This is a genomic window from Dyella sp. CR10, from assembly GCF_055814425.1.
Genome location: NZ_CP185986.1, coordinates 4,639,340 through 4,656,172 on the forward strand (window position 1 = coordinate 4,639,340; position 16,833 = coordinate 4,656,172).

Sequence of the window (16,833 nt, forward strand, 5' to 3'; positions counted from 1 at the left end):
CGCGACGCACCGCGCCACGTGGCCGCGCGCCGATGCGCACACCGCGCGAGGCAAGCAAACCCTCCAGCCATGCGGCCAGCGCATCGACTTTGGCCGACGTGTGGGCAAACGTGTCGCGCCAGGACGCACCCGGGTACCAACGCAATCCGACCACCATCAACACGAGCATGAGCAGAGCGGCGAGCGTCGTGCCGAACACCGAACCGAAGCCGCCTGCCAGTGCGCGGCACACCACGCCGCCCGCGTGCGGATCGTCCGTGTAGTGCGCAACCACCAAGCCTTCCAGCGTCGCGCTGGCCAGCAACACCAGCAGCCCGCCAAGGCAAAAGCGAATCGTGCCCTGTCCGCCGACCGATTGTTTGCGCGATCTCAGCAGCAGCGCGCGAACGGCGCGCCAAAACAAAGGAACAAGCCAGAGAGTGGACAGCCCGAAGGCGCCGAAGAAGAAGGTGAGCATGCCAGGGTGTGGTCCGGAAACAGCGCCCGCAAACTCAGCATGTTAGCGCCATTGTGTCAGGAACGGCAGCGGATTGTTCTGTAAGGCGCTGTTATTACGTGGCTCACCCCACGTCACCCTCACTTTCCAATGCAGAACGAGCTGAAGATGGCGCCCAGGAGGTCGTCGCTCGTGTAGGTGCCCGTGATTTCTCCCAGCGCGTGCTGCGCCTGGCGCAGTTCCTCGGCCGCCAGTTCGCCCGCACGAACATCTCGCAGGACGTCAGCAGTGCGTTCCAAATGGTCGGCCACCTGTTCCAGTGCCAGCACGTGGCGTCGCCGCGCGCTGAACGCGCCTTCGCCACCACCCGCACCGGCGAGCTGCCTTAGATGTGCACGCAACATGTCCAGGCCACGGCCGGTTTTGGCCGACGCCCAGAGCCACCACGCGTCGCCACGCGGCTCCGCATGTGGCTCGATGTCGGCAAGATCGATCTTGTTCACCAGCACGATACGCTCGACGTCCGCTTGAACGTCGGCGAACAGGCTCAGGTCCGCTTCGACGTACGTGGCTTCGGTCACCAGCAGGGCGACGTCGGCGCGGGTGAGTTCGTGGCGCGCGCGGCGCACGCCTTCGCGCTCCACCGGATCGTCCGTGTCGCGCAGGCCGGCGGTATCGACCAGATCCAGCGCCACGCCGTCGAGATCCAGCGTTTCGCGCAGCACGTCGCGCGTGGTGCCGGCGATATCGGTGACGATGGCGCGATCGCTGCCAGCCAGCGCATTGAGCAGACTGGATTTGCCGGCGTTGGGACGACCGATGATCGCCACGCGCAACCCGTCGGTGAGGCGCACGCCGCGCCGGGCTTCACGCAACAGCTCGCCGAGCTGGGCGCGCAAATCTTCGAGCTGCCGCTCGATCGCCGGGTCGGCGAGGAAATCGATCTCCTCCTCCGGAAAGTCGATAGCCGCCTCGATATGCACGCGCAACGCAATCAGCGCATGCAGCAAGGTTTCGACCCGGCGCGAGAACACGCCTTCCATCGAACGCAGCGCCGCACGCGCACCGGCCTGCGAACCGGCCGCGATGAGGTCGGCCACCGCTTCGGCCTGGGCCAGATCGAGCTTGCCGTTGAGGAACGCCCGCTCGGTGAATTCGCCTGGGCGCGCGAGGCGCGCGCCCAGCTCGCACAGGCGGCGGAGCAGGGCGTCGAGCAATACCGCGTTGCCGTGGCCTTGCAGTTCCAGTACGTGCTCGCCGGTGTAAGACGCTGGAGCTGGGAAGTACAACAGCAGACCGCGATCGATCAGCTCGCCGGCCGCATCGCGGAACGCTGCGAAATGCGCATGGCGCGACTCCGGCATACGCCCCAGCATCGCGTGCGCAATGCCTGGCGCGCCGGGCCCGGAGACGCGCAGGACGCCGACGCCGGCGGCGCCGGGTGCGCTGGCGATGGCCGCGATGGTGTCGGGCGTGTGGCTCATGGTCGAGGGCGATCCGGAAAGCGACATTATCTTCGCGCGGCGCGTCTGGCGACGCCGCAAAAGGAAAAGGCCGCTTGCGCGGCCTTTTCGGTCAGGCGGTCTTGGCCTTGTGATCGGCCCGGTCCACCTGTCGAGTAATGAACCACTGCTGCGCGAGGCTGGTCGCGCCGTTGACCACCCAGTACAGCACCAGGCCAGCCGGGAAGAAGGCGAACATCACCGCGAACAGGATCGGCATCACCTTCATCATCTTGGCCTGGGTCGGATCCATGCCGGTGGTAGGCGTGAGCCACTGCGTGGCCAGCATCACCAGCACGTAGATCGCCGGCAGCACGAAGAATGGATCGGGCGCGGACAGGTCGTGAATCCACGCGAAGAACGGCGCCTGGCGCAGCTCCACGCTTTCCATCAATACGCGGTACAGGCCAAGGAACACGGGGAAGGTGACCAGGATCGGCAGGCAGCCGGCCATCGGGTTCACCTTCTCCTTCTTGTACAGCTCCATCATGGCCTGCTGCATCTTCATCTTGTCGTCGCCATAGCGCTCCTTGAGCGCGGTGACGCGAGGCTGCAGCTTGCGCATCTTCGCGCCGGAGCGGAACTGAGCGGCGGTGAGCTTCCACAGCGCCGCCTTCAACAGCAGCACGAGCAGGATGATGGCCACGCCCCAGTTGCCGCTGATCGCATGCAGCTTGGACAGGAGCCAGTGCAGCGGCTGCGCGATGACGGTCAGCCAACCGTAGTTGGTCGACAACTCCAGGCCTGGCGCGACCTGGTCCAGCGTGCCCTGCAGCTTCGGACCCAGGTACAGGCGCGCGGTGCTGGTGGAACTCTGGCCCGGCGCCACGGAGAGCGAAGGACCTACGGTGCGGATCAGGTAATAGGGCTGCGCGGTGTCAGGATTGACCACGCTCGTCGAGAAACCGTTGGTTTCCTGCGCCGGCGGAATCCACGCCACCACGAAGTAGTGCTGCAGCATCGCAGCCCAGCCACCGGTGATCGGGTGATTGAGCGGCTTCTTCTGGAAGTCGGCGAACGGCAGCAGTTCGAGCTTGTCCTGCGGGCTGTACCACGCCGCGCCGAAGAAGCTGTGCGCCGAAGGATCCGTGAAGTTCTGGAACCAGCTGCGGTTGTTCGGCTGCGCCGCGCGCTGCAGCTGCTCGTAGGCGTTGCCTTGCCAGGCCGCGGACGAGCCGTTCTCGATCTTCTGGTCCACCGATACGGTGTAGCTGCCGCGCTTGAGCGCATAGGTCTTGGTGACCTTCAGGCCCGCGGCGTCCTGCCAGGTGAGATCGACCTTCAGCTCGTCCTGCCCTTCGGCGATCTGGTAGCTGGTCTGCGCACTCTGGAACACCGACAGATGCGTCGGCGCGACGGAAGCGCCATTGCCCTGTGCGGTAGCCAGGCCACTCTGCGCAACGAAGAAATGCGCGGGCTCTTCATCGAGCAGGCGCACCGGCGGCGGGGCCGGCTCTTTCTTGGTTACGGGTACCGACGGGTAGTGCAGCAGTTCCGAACGCACCACGCTGCCGCCGCGAGTATCGACGGTCAGACGCAGGACGTCGGTGCTGATGGTGATGAGCTGAGCCTTCGCCTCGGTCGCCCCGCCAGTCGCCGGCACGGCGGCCGTGGCGCTGGACGTCGCCCCCGGAACGCTGCCGTTTTCGGCCGAAGGCACCGTCGCGCTGCTGGCGCTTGCTGCCGGGGCAGTCACAGGTTTCGGGCCGTAGTCTTTTTCCCAACCCATCCACAGCAGGTACGCCACGGCCAGAAGGGCGAAGATGAGGAACGTGCGCGTTTGATTCATCGCGTGGCAGATCCGGTGGTAGGCGCCGCGGCGCGGCGCCGCGGAGAAAGAGGCGGAAGAAAGGTCAACGCGCGATTGTGCCGGCCGAGTCGTCCGGCTTCAATGTGAGGGCGGGTTGGCGCGACACCAGCTTCTTCCACAGCAGATCGATCTCGGCCAGCAATTCCGGGCCACGCAGGCCTGCGGCCTGGTCGCGCGCCATCACCAGCAAGTCGACAGCGGGCAGCTGCGTCCGGATGCGGCGGAAGGATTCGCGTACGAGGCGCTTGATGCGATTGCGCTCGACGGCGCGCTTGGACACACGCTTGGAAATGGCCAAGCCCAGGCGGGCATGATCGAGTCCGTTGTCCCGATAACGCACAGAAAAACAGCGGCCGCCGAGGCGGCCGCTGGCGTTGCGCATCGCGGCGAAGTCGCCGGCGCGACGGATCCGCGCCTCGCGCGGCAGTCCGGCACGCACGGGGGGGCTCCGCTTACGGGATCAGGCGCTTGCGGCCCTTGGCGCGACGGGCGTTGAGCACCTTGCGACCGTCGGCCGTGGCCATGCGGGCACGAAAGCCGTGCGTGCGGGCGCGCTTGAGCTTGCTGGGCTGGAAGGTCCGCTTCGACATGGCTTCCTCCTCTGTGTATGTGGATAAAAAGGTTGGAAATTATGCGGGGCAATCGAAGGGAATGTCAAACCCCTGCCAAAACAGGCCGTTCCATGGCCTGTGGATAATCGTGTGGATATGCTCTGGCGGAGAACCGGTAACCTCCTGTTAGACTTTGCGGTCCACCCCGCGCGCAAGCGCCCCTGCTGTGGCTGAAGAATACCCATGAGTGATCTGTGGCGGCGCTGTCTCGAGCGTCTCGAAGGCGAATTGAGCGCCGAGGACGTGCATACCTGGCTGATGCCGCTGCAGGCCCGCGACGACACCATGGGGCTGCAGCTGTTTGCGCCCAATCCGTACACCCTCGACACGGTGCGCGAGCGCTACCTGCCGCGGATCGAGGCAATGGTCACCCAGCTGACCGGACACGAGCTGTCCGTGCGCCTGGAAGTCGGCTCCAGCGCTGCGCGCGTGCCGGCGCGGCCGGCATCGTCCGTGCAGCGCCCGACGGCGACACCTGCTGTCGCCGAGCCAGCCCCCGCACCAGCGCCGCCGCCGTTCAGCCATAACCTGGACCCGCATTACACCTTCGAAACCTTCGTCGAAGGCAAGTCCAACCAGCTGGGCAAGGCCGCCGCCATGCAGGTGGCGATGAATCCGGGCCGTGCCTACAACCCGCTGCTGCTCTACGGCGGCACCGGCCTGGGTAAGACCCATCTGATGCATGCCGCCGGCAATCTGATGCGCGAGCGCAATCCGGAGTTCAAGGTGCTGTACTTGCGCTCCGAGCAGTTCGTCGGCGCGATGATCGAAGCCCTTCGCACCAAGAGCATGGACGAGTTCAAGCGGCGCTTCCGCTCGGTAGACGCATTGCTGATCGACGACATCCAGTTCTTCGCCGGCAAGGACACCACGCAGGAAGAGTTCTTCCACACCTTCAATGCGCTGTTCGAATCCAAGCAGCAGATCATCCTGACCTGCGACCGCTATCCCAAGGAAGTGGACAAGCTCGAGCCGCGCCTGAAGTCCCGCCTCGGCTGGGGCTTGTCGGTCGCGATCGAGCCGCCGGATTTCGAGACCCGCGCGGCGATCCTGCTGGCCAAGGCGCACGAGAAGGGCGTCGATGTGAGCGAGAACGTGGCGATGCTGCTGGCCAAGCGCATCCGTTCCAACGTTCGCGACCTGGAAGGCGCGCTCAACACCCTCGCGGCACGCGCCAATTTCTACGGCAAGCCCATCACGACCGAGTTCGCGGAGGAGACGCTGCGCGACCTGTTGGCGACCCATGCGCAGGCCGTGACGGTGCCCAACATTCAGAAGACAGTCGCCGATTACTACCAGGTTCGCCTGCAGGATCTGTTGTCCAAGCGACGCGTGCGCTCCCTGGCACGGCCGCGGCAGATCGCGATGGCACTGTCGAAGGAACTGACCGAGCACAGCCTTCCGGAGATCGGCGAGGCGTTCGGCGGACGCGATCACACCACCGTGCTACATGCCTGCCGCACCATCAGGAAGCTGTGCGAAACCGATACGCGCATGCGACAGGACTGGGAACAACTGATCCGCATCCTCACCGGCTGACGGCACGGGACTTGGATAAGCGCTTGAAAAGGGAGGGTAGAAGCTGTGGATAATAGGTGGACGTTCTTGGGCTCCCCAGTTATCCACAAGCGACCCACAATCTGCGGGCCAGTTCGATCACACCGAAGTACTAGCTTAAACATTTGATTTTTAAGCGAAAAGGTAGGTTTTCAAGTTATCCACGGCACCTACCACCACCACAGAACTTCTTTTAAAAACAGAAAAGCAGGTTTAGGGGAAGCGCCTACATGCAATTCAGCATCCAACGAGAAGCTCTGCTCAAGCCGCTGCAGCAGGTCGTGGGCGTCGTCGAACGCCGTCAGACGCTGCCGGTTCTCGCGAACCTTTTGGTCAAGGTCGTCGACGGCAGGCTTTCGCTGACAGGTACCGACCTGGAAGTCGAGATGGTCGCCACCTCCGACGCCGACAAGCTGGTCGAAGGCGAAACCACCATTCCCGCACGCAAGCTGTTCGACATCGTGCGCGCGCTTCCGGACGGTGCGCAGATAGAGTTGAAGCTCAATGGGGATCGCGCTGCGCTCAACGCAGGACGCAGCCGTTTCACGCTGGCCACCTTGCCGGCAACCGAGTTCCCTACGATCGACGAGATCGAACTGGTCGAACGCGTGACCCTTCCCGAAGAAGTGCTGCGCGACCTCATGGAGCGCACCGCCTTCGCGATGGCGAATCAGGACGTGCGCTACTACTTGAACGGTATGCTGCTGGATCTGCAGGAGCACACGCTGCGCTGCGTGGCTACCGATGGACATCGCCTTGCGCTCAAGGAAACGAAGCTGGACAGCAAGGTTTCGACGCGTCGCCAGATCATCATTCCTCGCAAGGGCGTGAATGAACTGGTTGGCCTTTTCGAAACGGGTGATGGTCAGGTCGAGCTGGAATTTGGCCGCAACCACCTGCGCGTGCGCCGCGGCGACGTGGTGTTTACGTCCAAGCTGATCGACGGGCGTTTTCCGGATTACGAAGCGGTCATTCCGCTTGGCGCTGACAAGACGGCTTCCCTCGATCGCGAAGTGCTGCGCAGCGCCCTGCAGCGTGCTGCCATTCTGTCCAATGAAAAGTATCGCGGCGTGAAGCTTGAGCTTTCGCCCGGTAAGCTCCGCATCGTGGCTCACAATCCCGAGCAGGAAGAGGCGGTGGAGGAGCTGGAGGCCGAAACGGTGGTGTCGGATCTGGCCGTGGGCTTCAACGTCGGTTATCTGCTGGACGCCTTGTCGGCCCTGCGGGGTGATCGGGCGCGCCTGAATCTGCGTGATGCGCAGTCCAGCTGCCTGGTACAGGAAGACGAGAACGAAGAAGCGCGGCACGTGATCATGCCGCTGCGTCTCTGACGAAGGCGAGCATGCTGACCTGTCTGGTCGGTTTGGATAGAACGTTCAACGCCGGAGCTGTCGCAAGACGCTCCGGCGTTCTTGCTTTTGGACGGGCGCGGTGAAACTGGAACGACTGCGGATTCAAGGTCTGCGCTGTCTATCGGGGGCCGATATTCCCCTAGGTAGCGGAATCCATGCGTTTATCGGCGCGAACGGCGCCGGAAAGACCAGCGTGCTCGAGGCGGCATTCCTGCTTTCCCATGGGAGGTCTTTTCGAAGCGGCGCGAAAGATGCCTTGCTGCAACGTGGGGCGGCAGCCGTTTCCGTTTTTGGGGAAATCGCGCGCGAGGACGGCCGCACGGTCAGGGTAGGGCTCGGGCGCGAAGGCTCGCGCTGGGAAGCCAGAGTGGATGGACAGTCGGCAAGCCTGGGCCAGGTGGTGAGCGAATGCGCCGTGGTGTGCTTTGAGCCAGGCTCACACGCGTTGATTGCCGGCGGGGCAGAAGAACGAAGACGTTACCTGGATTGGGGCGTGTTCCACGTGGAACACGCCTTTCTCGTTGCATGGCGGCGCTATCAACGAGCGCTCAAGCAGCGAAACAGCCTGCTTCGATCCGGCGCGATCTCTGGTCAGTCCTTGTTCGTACCCTGGGAGATGGAACTCAGTCAGACCGCTGAGCATATTCATGACATGCGGGTGCGATACCTGGACCGGTTGCGTCCGCATCTAGAGCGAAGCCTCTTGGGACTGTTACCCGAACTGGGCTCCCTGCAACTGAGGTACCGGAAGGGGTGGGCCGATGACCGTGATCTGCTGTCCCAGCTGAGCGAGCAGCGGGACCGGGATATCTCCCGTGGTCACACCACTTTGGGTGTTCATCGCGCAGATTGGTCGATTGCCTACGAAGCTGCTCCTCAAAAGGAGCATCTTTCCCGAGGTCAGGAGAAGCTGACGGCCCTTGGCTGTGTGCTTGCACAGGCGGGGCTGTACGCGGAACACCGGGCCGAATGGCCGGTGGTCTGCCTCGATGATCTCGCGTCAGAACTGGATCAACCGCATCAGAGGGCCGTGGTGGACCAGCTCGTCGAGGCCGGTGCGCAGGTGCTGATCACCGGCACCGAGCTTCCTGAGCCCTTACAGACCGTTTCAGCGCATGTGTTCCACGTGGAACAGGGTCAGGTCTCCGCGCCTGCTATAATTACGCATTAGTGTCCCTGATCCGGCTTAAAGGCGCCGTGCCGGGCAGGGCCGAAGGCGCCAGGAAACGATCAAGGCATGAACGCATCCTACGATTCGAGCAACATCAAGGTACTCAAAGGCCTGGAAGCGGTGCGCAAGCGCCCGGGCATGTACATCGGCGATACCGATGACGGCACCGGCCTCCACCACATGGTGTTCGAAGTCGTCGATAACTCCATCGACGAAGCCCTTGCCGGCTATTGCGACCATGTCATCGTCACCATCCACGAGGATGGCTCGGTCAGTGTGTCCGACAACGGTCGTGGTATCCCGGTGGATATCCATCCGGAAGAGGGGCGCTCCACGGCGGAGGTCGTGATGACCGTGCTGCACGCCGGCGGCAAGTTCGACGCCAATTCGTACAAGGTGTCAGGCGGCCTCCACGGCGTGGGTGTTTCGGTGGTCAACGCCCTCAGTTCGCATCTGTGGCTCACCATCTACCGCGAAGGCCAGGAACATCAGCAGGAATACGCCATGGGCGAGCCGCTGTATCCGGTCAAGGTGGTTGGCCCTTCGAGCAAGCGGGGTACCACGGTTCGGTTCCTGCCGAGCCCGGCGACCTTCTCCAACATCGAGTTTCATTACGAGATCCTGGCCAAGCGCCTGCGCGAGCTGGCGTTCCTCAACTCCGGCGTCACCATCGAACTGAAGGATGAGCGTGGGGAAGGGCGTCACGACACGTTCGCGTACGAAGGCGGCATTCGCTCTTTCGTACAGCATCTGGCCCAGCTGAAGACCGCGTTGCATCCGAACGTGATCAGCTTGAGCGCGCAGCAGGATGGCATCAGTGTAGAACTGGCGATGCAGTGGACCGACTCCTACCAGGAGACGATGTTCTGCTTCACCAACAATATTCCCCAGCGCGACGGCGGCACGCATTTGACGGGTTTCCGTGCCGCGCTGACCCGTTCGCTGCAGGGTTACATCGAGAAGGAAGGTCTGGCCAAGAACGCCAAGGTCACCCTGTCCGGCGACGACATGCGCGAAGGCTTGATTGCCGTGCTCTCGGTCAAGGTGCCGGACCCGAAGTTCTCTTCGCAGACCAAGGACAAGCTGGTTTCATCCGAGGTGAAGACCGCGGTGGAGCAGGCGGTCAACGAGAAGTTGGGCGAATTCCTGCTCGAGCATCCGAACGAAGCCAAGGCCATCGCCTCGAAGGTGGTGGATGCGGCTCGTGCTCGCGAGGCAGCGCGCAAGGCGCGCGAGATGACTCGTCGCAAGGGCGCGCTCGACATTGCCGGCTTGCCGGGCAAGCTCGCCGACTGCCAGGAGAAGGATCCAGCGCTGTGCGAACTGTTCCTGGTGGAGGGTGACTCCGCAGGCGGCTCCGCCAAGCAGGGCCGCAACCGCAAGACCCAGGCCGTGCTGCCCCTGAAGGGCAAGATCCTCAACGTCGAGAAGGCGCGGTTCGACAAGATGCTGTCCTCCGCCGAGGTGGGCACGCTGATCACCGCCCTGGGCACCGGCATCGGCAAGGAGGAGTACAACCCGGACAAGCTGCGCTACCACCGCATCGTCATCATGACCGACGCGGACGTGGACGGCTCGCACATCCGCACCCTCTTGCTGACCTTCTTCTATCGCCAGATGCCCGAGCTGATCGAGCGCGGTCACGTCTACATCGGCCTGCCGCCGCTGTACAAAGTGAAGCAGGGCAAGCAAGAGCTCTATCTGAAGGATGATGCCGCGCTCAATGCGTATCTGATCTCCAGCGCGGTCGATAATGCGGAGCTGACCTATAGCGCGGACGCGCCGCCGATCACTGGCGAAGCGCTCGAAAAGCTGTTGCGCGACTATCAGGCGGCACTCGATCAGATCGAGCGGCTGGGTCATCGCTTCGACGCCAATGTGCTGACCGCGCTGCTCGAGCACACCCCGATCGAAGCGGCGCTGTGGAATGACGCGACCGCCATGCAGGCCTGGTTGGACGGCGCCGCCCAACGCTTGGCCGCCAGCGGCCTCGGCAAGCCGCGCTACCGCCTTTCGCTGCGCCCGGCTGTCGAAGACCAGCCGGCCGCGATCGAAGTCGTACGCGACCAGCACGGCTTGAGCCACACCTGGCTGCTGCCGCAGCCGTTCTTTGCGAGCTCGGAATTCCGACCCATTCTCCACATCAGCCAGCAGGTAGCGGCTCTCATCCAGCAGAACGCCGTAGTTCGCCGTGGCAATGGTTCGCGTGGCGTGCTCACCTTCGCCGAGGTGCGCAGCTGGCTTCTGGACGAAGCGAAGAAGGGACGCACCATCCAGCGCTTCAAGGGCCTTGGTGAAATGAATCCCGAGCAGCTGTGGGAAACCACGGTGAATCCGGAGACTCGTCGTATGCTGCAAGTGGGCATTGAAGATGCCTTCGCGGCCGACCAGATGTTCTCCATGCTGATGGGCGAGGCAGTGGAACCGCGGCGCGAGTTCATCGAGGCCAATGCGCTGAAGGTCGCCAATCTCGATATCTGAAGAACGAGCGTCGCCTCGCGTGAGCGGGCGGCGCTTCTTTTTGTATGCGTGTGCTAGCGCATTAATACAAAAGAACAAGTGACAAAATCGTCGTGCTCAAGTACGCGCGCTGCGTGCCGACAAAGCTGTCCTGATGGGCATCAGGCGTGCCGTAAGAGCAGTCCATAAGGCCTGTACGTGAAGTCCTACATGACATTCGGCAGGTGCTTTCGCCAAAGATTCGCTAGTGAATGTTGCAACTTATTGATTTTTAACAAACTTTGTTGCGGCACTGCGACTTGTTTCCTAGCGCCCGCTCGGGTTACGCTCAACGATCCCCCGCGTACGAATGTGCGTGAAACCTTACATGAGGACTGCCATGAAGCACGTTCCCCTGATCAAGATGCTCGCCGGAGCGGCGCTTGCACTGACCCTGGCGAGCAGCCCGGTGATCGCGAAGGACAGCAATTCCAAGGACAAGAAGGAAGCGCTGTACCCGAACGCGACCCGCACCGAGCCGAAGCTGGACCTCACCAGCGAAAAAGATCAGAAGGCTTTGAACGAAGGCCTCGACGCAGTCAACTCGCAGGACAAGGCGAAGGCTGAGCAGATCCTCCAGCCGATCGTCGACAGCAGCAAGAGCAAATACGCCCAGTCGCTGGCCCTGCAGGGCCTGGCCAACCTGCATTACAACGAGCAGGACGTGAAAGGCGCGATCGAGCTTCTGAAGCGCTCGCTCGACATCGGCGTCATGCCGAACGACACCTACTTCCAGCTGCAGTACATGCTCGCGCAGTTCTATCTGGCCGATGAGCAGTACCAGCCGGCGATCGACACCATCGAGAAGTGGCGTACCGAAGGCAAGAAGGAGACCGCCGAGTCCTACGCGCTCGAAGGCAATGCCTACTACCGCCTCGAGAAGTACCCGCAGGCTATCGCCGCGATCAAGAAGGCACAGTCTCTCACCGACAAGCCGAACGACAGCTGGAATCAGATCCTGATGGCCAGCTACGCCGAGTCCGGCCAGGGCGACCAGGCCGCCCAGCTGGCGCAGCAGCAGCTCGCCGCCAACCCGAACGATTCGACCGCCCTCAACAACGCTGTCGCGGTGCTGATGCAGTCGCAGAAGTATCCGGAAGCCATCCAGTTGATGGAGAAGTCCAAGGCGGCCGGCGGCTTCAAGACCGAGAAGGATTACGTCAACCTCGCCAAGCTTTACCTGGTCACCGGCCAGGAAAGCTCGGATCCCAAGGCCAATGCAGTCAAGGCGGTCGCTACCCTCAGCGAAGGCATGAGCAAGGGCGTGGTGACGGACAGCTACGACAACCTCAAGCTGCAGGGCGACGCGGCCTATGTGGCCGACAAGCCGGCCGACGCCATCGCCGCTTACAAGAAGGCGATGACCAAGGCGAGCGATGGCGAGGCCGCCATCCGCGCCGGTCAGCTGCTCATCAGCGAGGGCAAGAACAGCGAGGCGAAGACGCTGATCCAGCAGGGCATCGACAAGGGCGTACAGCATAAGGGCACGGCCTACATGCTGCTGGCCGAAGCGTGCCGTGGACTGAAGGACAAGCAGGGAGCGATTGCGGCCATGCAGAAGGCCGCCCAGGACCCCGCCACGGCCGACAAAGCGAAGGCCTGGCTAAAAACGGCAGGAGCCGGCAAGTAAGGCTAGCCAAAGCGTTTTCAAGTGTTGCTGGACGGGGCGAATAGACGTCCATTTATCTGCCCCTCAGCCGCTATACAAACGCCATGTGCTGGTGTACCGTTGAAACCTTCCCGTGTTCGTGTCCAGTGGCAAATGTCATCCTTCGTGGAGGCAACTTGCCGCCAAGTGTCGTGACCACGTCTCACCGATTGTCTAGCTTCAGATTAGTGACAGATGGCCTCAAGTAACGAAGCAACCGGCCAAGGGCCGTTCAATTGGAGGCGTACCTGGGCGCTGGCTGTTGCCATCGCGCTGCACGCGTTCGCGTTCCTGTTGCTGGTGGCGCCGATGGCTCCGCCGAAGCAGGAGCAGAAGCAGAAAGAGCGCATCGTCCAGGTGAACTTCATCGAGCCGCCGCCGCCTCCCCCGCCGCCGCCGCCGCCGCCGCCGGAACCGCCGAAGCAGCCGCCGCCGAAGATCATCCAGCAGGTCAAGCCGCCGCCGACACCGCCGCCGCCGGCTCCGCCGCCGGCCGTCGAGGAAGCGACGAGCAATCCGATCCCGGCACCGCCGCCGGCTCCGCCTGCGCCCCCGGCTCCGCCTGCGGACATCACGGCCAGCCAGGACATCAGCTACAACAGCCGTATCCAGCCCAAGTACCCGCCGCAGGCGATCCGCCAGCGTCACGAAGGCACGGTTACGCTGATGATCCTCGTCGGTGTCGATGGCTCGCCCAAGGACATCAAGGTGGAAACGTCCAGCGGTTACCGTGAGCTGGATCAGGCCGCGATTGAAACGGCGCGCAAGTGGCGCTTCAATCCGAACATCAGAAACGGACAGAAGACCGAGGGTTACGTCCGCGTTCCGGTCAACTTCAATCTCAATCAGCTGTAACCAAAAGTTACGGTCGCCAGTTCACGCTTGACTTTCCAAGGGTAGCGTTATGTTCCAACAGACTCCTTCTCCGACCCCCGGCGCGGGTGGTACCTCCAACGCCGAAGCCATGAAGTCGATGGGCTTCGACCACCTCATCCATAACTTCGATCCGCTTGGCTGGATCGTCTTTATCGTGCTGGTGGTGATGTCCTTCTCCTCCTGGTACTTCATCATCGCCAATGCGATCCGCAACGGCATGGTCCGTGGCCGCGCCGACAAGGTGATCAACGGCTTCTGGAACAACGGCTCCACGCAGGACGCCATCCGCGAGCTGGAAGCCCAGCCCAAGGGCGAACCCTTCTCGAAGATCGCTCTGGACGCCGCTTCGGCAGTGGCCCATCACCAGCAGGCTTCGGCCGGCGGTGGCCGTCTGGCCGAGTCGCTGAGCCGTTCCGAGTTCATCGACCGCGCCCTGCGCCAGGCCGTGGCTCGCGAGAGCCTGCGCCTCGAAGGCGGCCTGACGCTGCTCGCCACGGTCGGTTCGTCGGCGCCGTTCATCGGTCTGCTCGGTACCGTGTGGGGCATCTACCACGCGCTGATCAAGATCTCGGCTTCGGGCAATGCCTCGATGGAAGCGGTGGCCGGTCCGGTGGGTGAGGCGCTGATCATGACCGCGTTCGGTCTGTTCACCGCGATCCCGGCGGTGCTCGCCTACAACTTCTTCAACCGTTCTAACCGCCTGACCTACGCTCAGTTCGACGAGTTCGCGCACGACCTGCACGACTTCTTCGCGACCGGCGCCCGCGTCGAAGGCAAGTGAGGGATTGACCCATGGCGATGAGCACTGGAGACAGTTCCGGCGGTCCGATGTCGGAAATCAACGTCACGCCGCTCGTCGACGTGATGCTGGTGCTGCTGATCATCTTCATGATCACCGCGCCGCTGATGTCCCACCGGATCACCGTTGAACTGCCGACCGCCAATCCGAAGGTCACCGATACGGAACCGGTCGAACCCATGGATCTGGCCATCAAGCCCGACGGAACCATGTACCTCAACGACATCGAGGTCACGGAAGCCGAGCTGAAGGCACAGTTTGCGGTTGCGGCGGCGAAGTCGCCGCAGCCGGAACTCCAGCTCCGTGCGGACAAGACGACGGAGTACAAGATCGTGAAGAAAGTTCTGGCAAGTGCCAAGGAGCAAGGCATGGTCCATGTCGGTTTCATCACGACCGGCAAGGAGTAAGAGTCATGGCATTCAGTAGTGGAAGCGGCAAGGGGCCGATGGCGGACATCAACGTCACGCCGCTTGTCGACGTGATGCTGGTGCTGCTGATCATCTTCATGATCACGGCGCCCATCCTGACGCACAAAGTGAAGATCGACCTCCCGCAGCCGAACCCGAACGTGGTTCAGCCGGAAAACCCGCCGGATCCGATCCGTCTGAAGATCGACCAGTCGGGCGCGCTGTACTGGAACGACACACCGGTCGACGAACTGGGCCTGCGTGCCCAGATCGCGGTGATCGCCAGCCAGTCCAACCAGCCCGAACTGCAGATCAATGCGGACGATGGCGTGGCTTACGAGCATGTGGCCCGCGTGCTGGCCGCCGCCAAGAGCTACGGCCTCACCAAGATCGGCTTTACGGAAGGTCAGTGATCCGGCAACGGATCGTTTGAACGCTACCCGCGAAACCCCCGCTTCGGCGGGGGTTTTTTTATGCGCGCCCGATAGGTGGCGACGCCTGTGGTAGCGAAAAGCGTGTCGGCCTGCAGATGGAAAAAACGATCACGCCGAGCGACGCGCGCGTGCCGCCGGCATCAAGCATATGGACGTCCAGACGTCCCGTTGCTCATCTTTTTCCCTGCTGGCACGATGGCCAGAGCAACGCTCAGCGCAGAATCTGCAGGTAATTCCTTACCGTAGTCGCCAGCCCCTCGTAGAGCGCCTCTCCGATCAGTGCGTGTCCGATCGAAACCTCGGCCAGTCCCGGGATGGCGACATGGAAAGCACCAAGATTGGCCTGGCTAAGATCGTGGCCGGCATTGACCGCGAGCCCAGCCTGCTGCGCGCGCCGCGCCGTCTCCGCGCATAACGCCAGCATCCCTCGCGCATCGCCTTCCGCAAAAGCGTGAGCATAAGGACCCGTATAGATCTCGACGCGCCGCACGCCGATCGCCGCGAGACGCTCGAAACCGCTGGCGCCGGCGTCGACGAACACGCTGACGCGACAACCGATCTCGCGTAGCGCAGCCACCAACGGCTCCAGCTTCGCGATGTCCCGATCATCCATGGGATCGAAGCCGTGGTCGGAGGTGATCTGCTCGTCGCTGTCGGGGACCAGCGTCACCTGGGCCGGTCTGGCTTCGCGCGCCAGCGCGATCAAGCCGGGATAGCTGCCGTGCGGCGGCGCGAACGGATTGCCCTCGATATTGAACTCGACGTGCCGGTACTCCGCGCGGCTGCGCAGCAGCTCGGCGATGGCGCGTACGTCGTCCGGTCGTACGTGTCGCTGGTCCGGCCTGGGGTGCACGGTGATACCGCCGCAGCCTGCGTCGATGCAGGTCTGCGCGGCGCGAAGCATGTCGGGTTGATCGCCGCCGCGGGAGTTGCGCAGCACGGCGATCTTGTTGAGGTTGACGCTAAGCAGGGTCATGGGTGCATCGGCTCGCGGCGAACGCCTTTTGCGGGACGATGGCAAGCCGGCATCCCGCGGCAGGCAGGACCGGCAACACTGCGCCTATCGGGGCGCCGTGGCAAGTGTCCGCCACTGGATCGTTCGCGGCCCCCCGCGCCAGGCGATGCTGCCCACGTGCTCCGCATCCAGCACCAGGCGATGCAGCTGCCATTGGGCCGGAAGCTCACCGTCGAGAAAGCGCAGCACCAGGCGCTCCTCCTGATCATGAATACCCAGCCGATGCAGGCCGAAGGCAAGACCACGACCGGTCGCCTTCAGTACCGCTTCCTTGGCCGTCCACAGCTGGAGAAACGCCAGATCGAGCCGCTCCGATGGCAGCGTCGCAAGCGTTGCGGTTTCTTCGTGGCTGAAGTAACGCTCCGCGATAGTCAGCGCACGCGGTCGCGGCCTCACGCGTTCGAGATCGACACCAGGCTCGATGCCGCGCGCGACCGCGAACAATGCCTGGTCGCCACTGTGCGACCAGTTGAAATGCAATCCGCTTTCATCGGCACCGGATAGCCGGGGACGGCCGAACTCGCCAGCCTCGAACAATACGTCTTTGGCAGGCACGCCCAGATAAGCCGCCAGCAGCGCCTGGAAGGGCGCGCGACCTTGGTGATGGTCATAAGCCATCCGCCATAGGTGTATCTCGTCATCGCGCAGGCGCTCTGCTACTTTCGCTGGCACCTGGTCGTCCGTCGTGGTCATCCGCGCATGGTGCCGGCCGGAAG

15 protein-coding genes and 1 pseudogene are annotated in these 16,833 nt (G+C 63.2%); 9 read left to right on the plus strand and 7 right to left on the minus strand.

Annotated elements, in window-relative coordinates:
- Positions 1 to 118: 118 nt before the first annotated feature.
- The 5 genes and pseudogenes from ACNR9O_RS20890 to rpmH all read right to left on the minus strand — a co-directional run.
- Positions 119 to 457: pseudogene (locus ACNR9O_RS20890) on the minus strand (DNA translocase FtsK 4TM domain-containing protein); the annotation flags it as partial.
- Positions 458 to 576: 119 nt separating this feature from the next.
- Positions 577 to 1,920: a tRNA uridine-5-carboxymethylaminomethyl(34) synthesis GTPase MnmE gene (gene mnmE / locus ACNR9O_RS20895; RefSeq protein ID WP_473685153.1), complete on the minus strand. Its 1,344-nt coding sequence runs from the start codon at positions 1,918 to 1,920 to the stop codon at positions 577 to 579.
- Positions 1,921 to 2,011: 91 nt separating this feature from the next.
- Positions 2,012 to 3,727 (minus strand): membrane protein insertase YidC, encoded by a 1,716-nt coding sequence (yidC, locus tag ACNR9O_RS20900; RefSeq protein ID WP_473685151.1) that lies wholly within the window; start codon positions 3,725 to 3,727, stop codon positions 2,012 to 2,014.
- Positions 3,728 to 3,791: 64 nt separating this feature from the next.
- On the minus strand, positions 3,792 to 4,187 hold the full coding sequence (gene rnpA, locus ACNR9O_RS20905) for a ribonuclease P protein component (protein WP_473685149.1): 396 nt from the start codon (positions 4,185 to 4,187) through the stop codon (positions 3,792 to 3,794).
- 13 nt (positions 4,188 to 4,200) lie between these two features.
- Positions 4,201 to 4,338 carry a 50S ribosomal protein L34 gene (gene rpmH / locus ACNR9O_RS20910; protein WP_038622724.1) on the minus strand — a complete coding sequence of 46 codons (138 nt, stop codon included), beginning with the start codon at positions 4,336 to 4,338 and terminating at the stop codon, positions 4,201 to 4,203.
- A gap of 204 nt (positions 4,339 to 4,542) precedes the next feature.
- Between rpmH and dnaA the strand changes: the two genes are divergently transcribed.
- The 9 genes from dnaA to ACNR9O_RS20955 all read left to right on the plus strand — a co-directional run bounded on the left by dnaA (position 4,543) and on the right by ACNR9O_RS20955 (position 15,081).
- Complete coding sequence (dnaA, locus tag ACNR9O_RS20915; protein ID WP_473685147.1) at positions 4,543 to 5,898, plus strand: chromosomal replication initiator protein DnaA; 1,356 nt, start codon at positions 4,543 to 4,545, stop codon at positions 5,896 to 5,898.
- 248 nt (positions 5,899 to 6,146) lie between these two features.
- Positions 6,147 to 7,247: a DNA polymerase III subunit beta gene (dnaN, locus tag ACNR9O_RS20920; RefSeq protein WP_473685145.1), complete on the plus strand. Its 1,101-nt coding sequence runs from the start codon at positions 6,147 to 6,149 to the stop codon at positions 7,245 to 7,247.
- A 100-nt stretch (positions 7,248 to 7,347) separates the two neighbouring features.
- Positions 7,348 to 8,439, plus strand: a complete 1,092-nt coding sequence (gene recF / locus ACNR9O_RS20925) for a DNA replication/repair protein RecF (protein WP_473685143.1) — start codon at positions 7,348 to 7,350, stop codon at positions 8,437 to 8,439.
- A gap of 66 nt (positions 8,440 to 8,505) precedes the next feature.
- Positions 8,506 to 10,920, plus strand: a complete 2,415-nt coding sequence (gyrB, locus tag ACNR9O_RS20930; RefSeq protein ID WP_473685141.1) for a DNA topoisomerase (ATP-hydrolyzing) subunit B — start codon at positions 8,506 to 8,508, stop codon at positions 10,918 to 10,920.
- A 358-nt stretch (positions 10,921 to 11,278) separates the two neighbouring features.
- Complete coding sequence (locus tag ACNR9O_RS20935) at positions 11,279 to 12,568, plus strand: tetratricopeptide repeat protein (RefSeq protein ID WP_473685139.1); 1,290 nt, start codon at positions 11,279 to 11,281, stop codon at positions 12,566 to 12,568.
- A gap of 213 nt (positions 12,569 to 12,781) precedes the next feature.
- Entirely contained in the window at positions 12,782 to 13,441 is a 660-nt protein-coding gene (locus ACNR9O_RS20940) for an energy transducer TonB (RefSeq protein WP_473685137.1), read from the plus strand.
- 49 nt (positions 13,442 to 13,490) lie between these two features.
- Complete coding sequence (locus tag ACNR9O_RS20945) at positions 13,491 to 14,243, plus strand: MotA/TolQ/ExbB proton channel family protein (protein ID WP_473685135.1); 753 nt, start codon at positions 13,491 to 13,493, stop codon at positions 14,241 to 14,243.
- An 11-nt stretch (positions 14,244 to 14,254) separates the two neighbouring features.
- Positions 14,255 to 14,668 (plus strand): ExbD/TolR family protein, encoded by a 414-nt coding sequence (locus ACNR9O_RS20950; RefSeq protein ID WP_473685133.1) that lies wholly within the window; start codon positions 14,255 to 14,257, stop codon positions 14,666 to 14,668.
- A 5-nt stretch (positions 14,669 to 14,673) separates the two neighbouring features.
- Positions 14,674 to 15,081, plus strand: a complete 408-nt coding sequence (locus tag ACNR9O_RS20955) for an ExbD/TolR family protein (RefSeq protein WP_214571209.1) — start codon at positions 14,674 to 14,676, stop codon at positions 15,079 to 15,081.
- A gap of 232 nt (positions 15,082 to 15,313) precedes the next feature.
- Here ACNR9O_RS20955 and ACNR9O_RS20960 read toward each other — a convergent pair whose 3' ends face one another.
- Positions 15,314 to 16,078 carry a pyridoxine 5'-phosphate synthase gene (locus tag ACNR9O_RS20960; protein WP_473685131.1) on the minus strand — a complete coding sequence of 255 codons (765 nt, stop codon included), beginning with the start codon at positions 16,076 to 16,078 and terminating at the stop codon, positions 15,314 to 15,316.
- An 84-nt stretch (positions 16,079 to 16,162) separates the two neighbouring features.
- Positions 16,163 to 16,810 carry a 4'-phosphopantetheinyl transferase family protein gene (locus ACNR9O_RS20965; protein WP_473685129.1) on the minus strand — a complete coding sequence of 216 codons (648 nt, stop codon included), beginning with the start codon at positions 16,808 to 16,810 and terminating at the stop codon, positions 16,163 to 16,165.
- Positions 16,811 to 16,833: the final 23 nt, after the last annotated feature.

Bases quoted from the DNA above. Each gene is read 5' to 3' on its own strand.
- mnmE (WP_473685153.1), bottom strand. From the start codon at position 1,920: ATGAGCCACACGCCCGACACCATCGCGGCCATCGCCAGCGCACCCGGC.
- yidC (WP_473685151.1), bottom strand. From the start codon at position 3,727: ATGAATCAAACGCGCACGTTCCTCATCTTCGCCCTTCTGGCCGTGGCG.
- rpmH (WP_038622724.1), bottom strand. From the start codon at position 4,338: ATGTCGAAGCGGACCTTCCAGCCCAGCAAGCTCAAGCGCGCCCGCACG.
- dnaA (WP_473685147.1), top strand. From the start codon at position 4,543: ATGAGTGATCTGTGGCGGCGCTGTCTCGAGCGTCTCGAAGGCGAATTG.
- dnaN (WP_473685145.1), top strand. From the start codon at position 6,147: ATGCAATTCAGCATCCAACGAGAAGCTCTGCTCAAGCCGCTGCAGCAG.
- gyrB (WP_473685141.1), top strand. From the start codon at position 8,506: ATGAACGCATCCTACGATTCGAGCAACATCAAGGTACTCAAAGGCCTG.
- ACNR9O_RS20935 (WP_473685139.1), top strand. From the start codon at position 11,279: ATGAAGCACGTTCCCCTGATCAAGATGCTCGCCGGAGCGGCGCTTGCA.
- ACNR9O_RS20940 (WP_473685137.1), top strand. From the start codon at position 12,782: ATGGCCTCAAGTAACGAAGCAACCGGCCAAGGGCCGTTCAATTGGAGG.
- ACNR9O_RS20945 (WP_473685135.1), top strand. From the start codon at position 13,491: ATGTTCCAACAGACTCCTTCTCCGACCCCCGGCGCGGGTGGTACCTCC.
- ACNR9O_RS20950 (WP_473685133.1), top strand. From the start codon at position 14,255: ATGGCGATGAGCACTGGAGACAGTTCCGGCGGTCCGATGTCGGAAATC.
- ACNR9O_RS20955 (WP_214571209.1), top strand. From the start codon at position 14,674: ATGGCATTCAGTAGTGGAAGCGGCAAGGGGCCGATGGCGGACATCAAC.
- ACNR9O_RS20960 (WP_473685131.1), bottom strand. From the start codon at position 16,078: ATGACCCTGCTTAGCGTCAACCTCAACAAGATCGCCGTGCTGCGCAAC.
- ACNR9O_RS20965 (WP_473685129.1), bottom strand. From the start codon at position 16,810: ATGACCACGACGGACGACCAGGTGCCAGCGAAAGTAGCAGAGCGCCTG.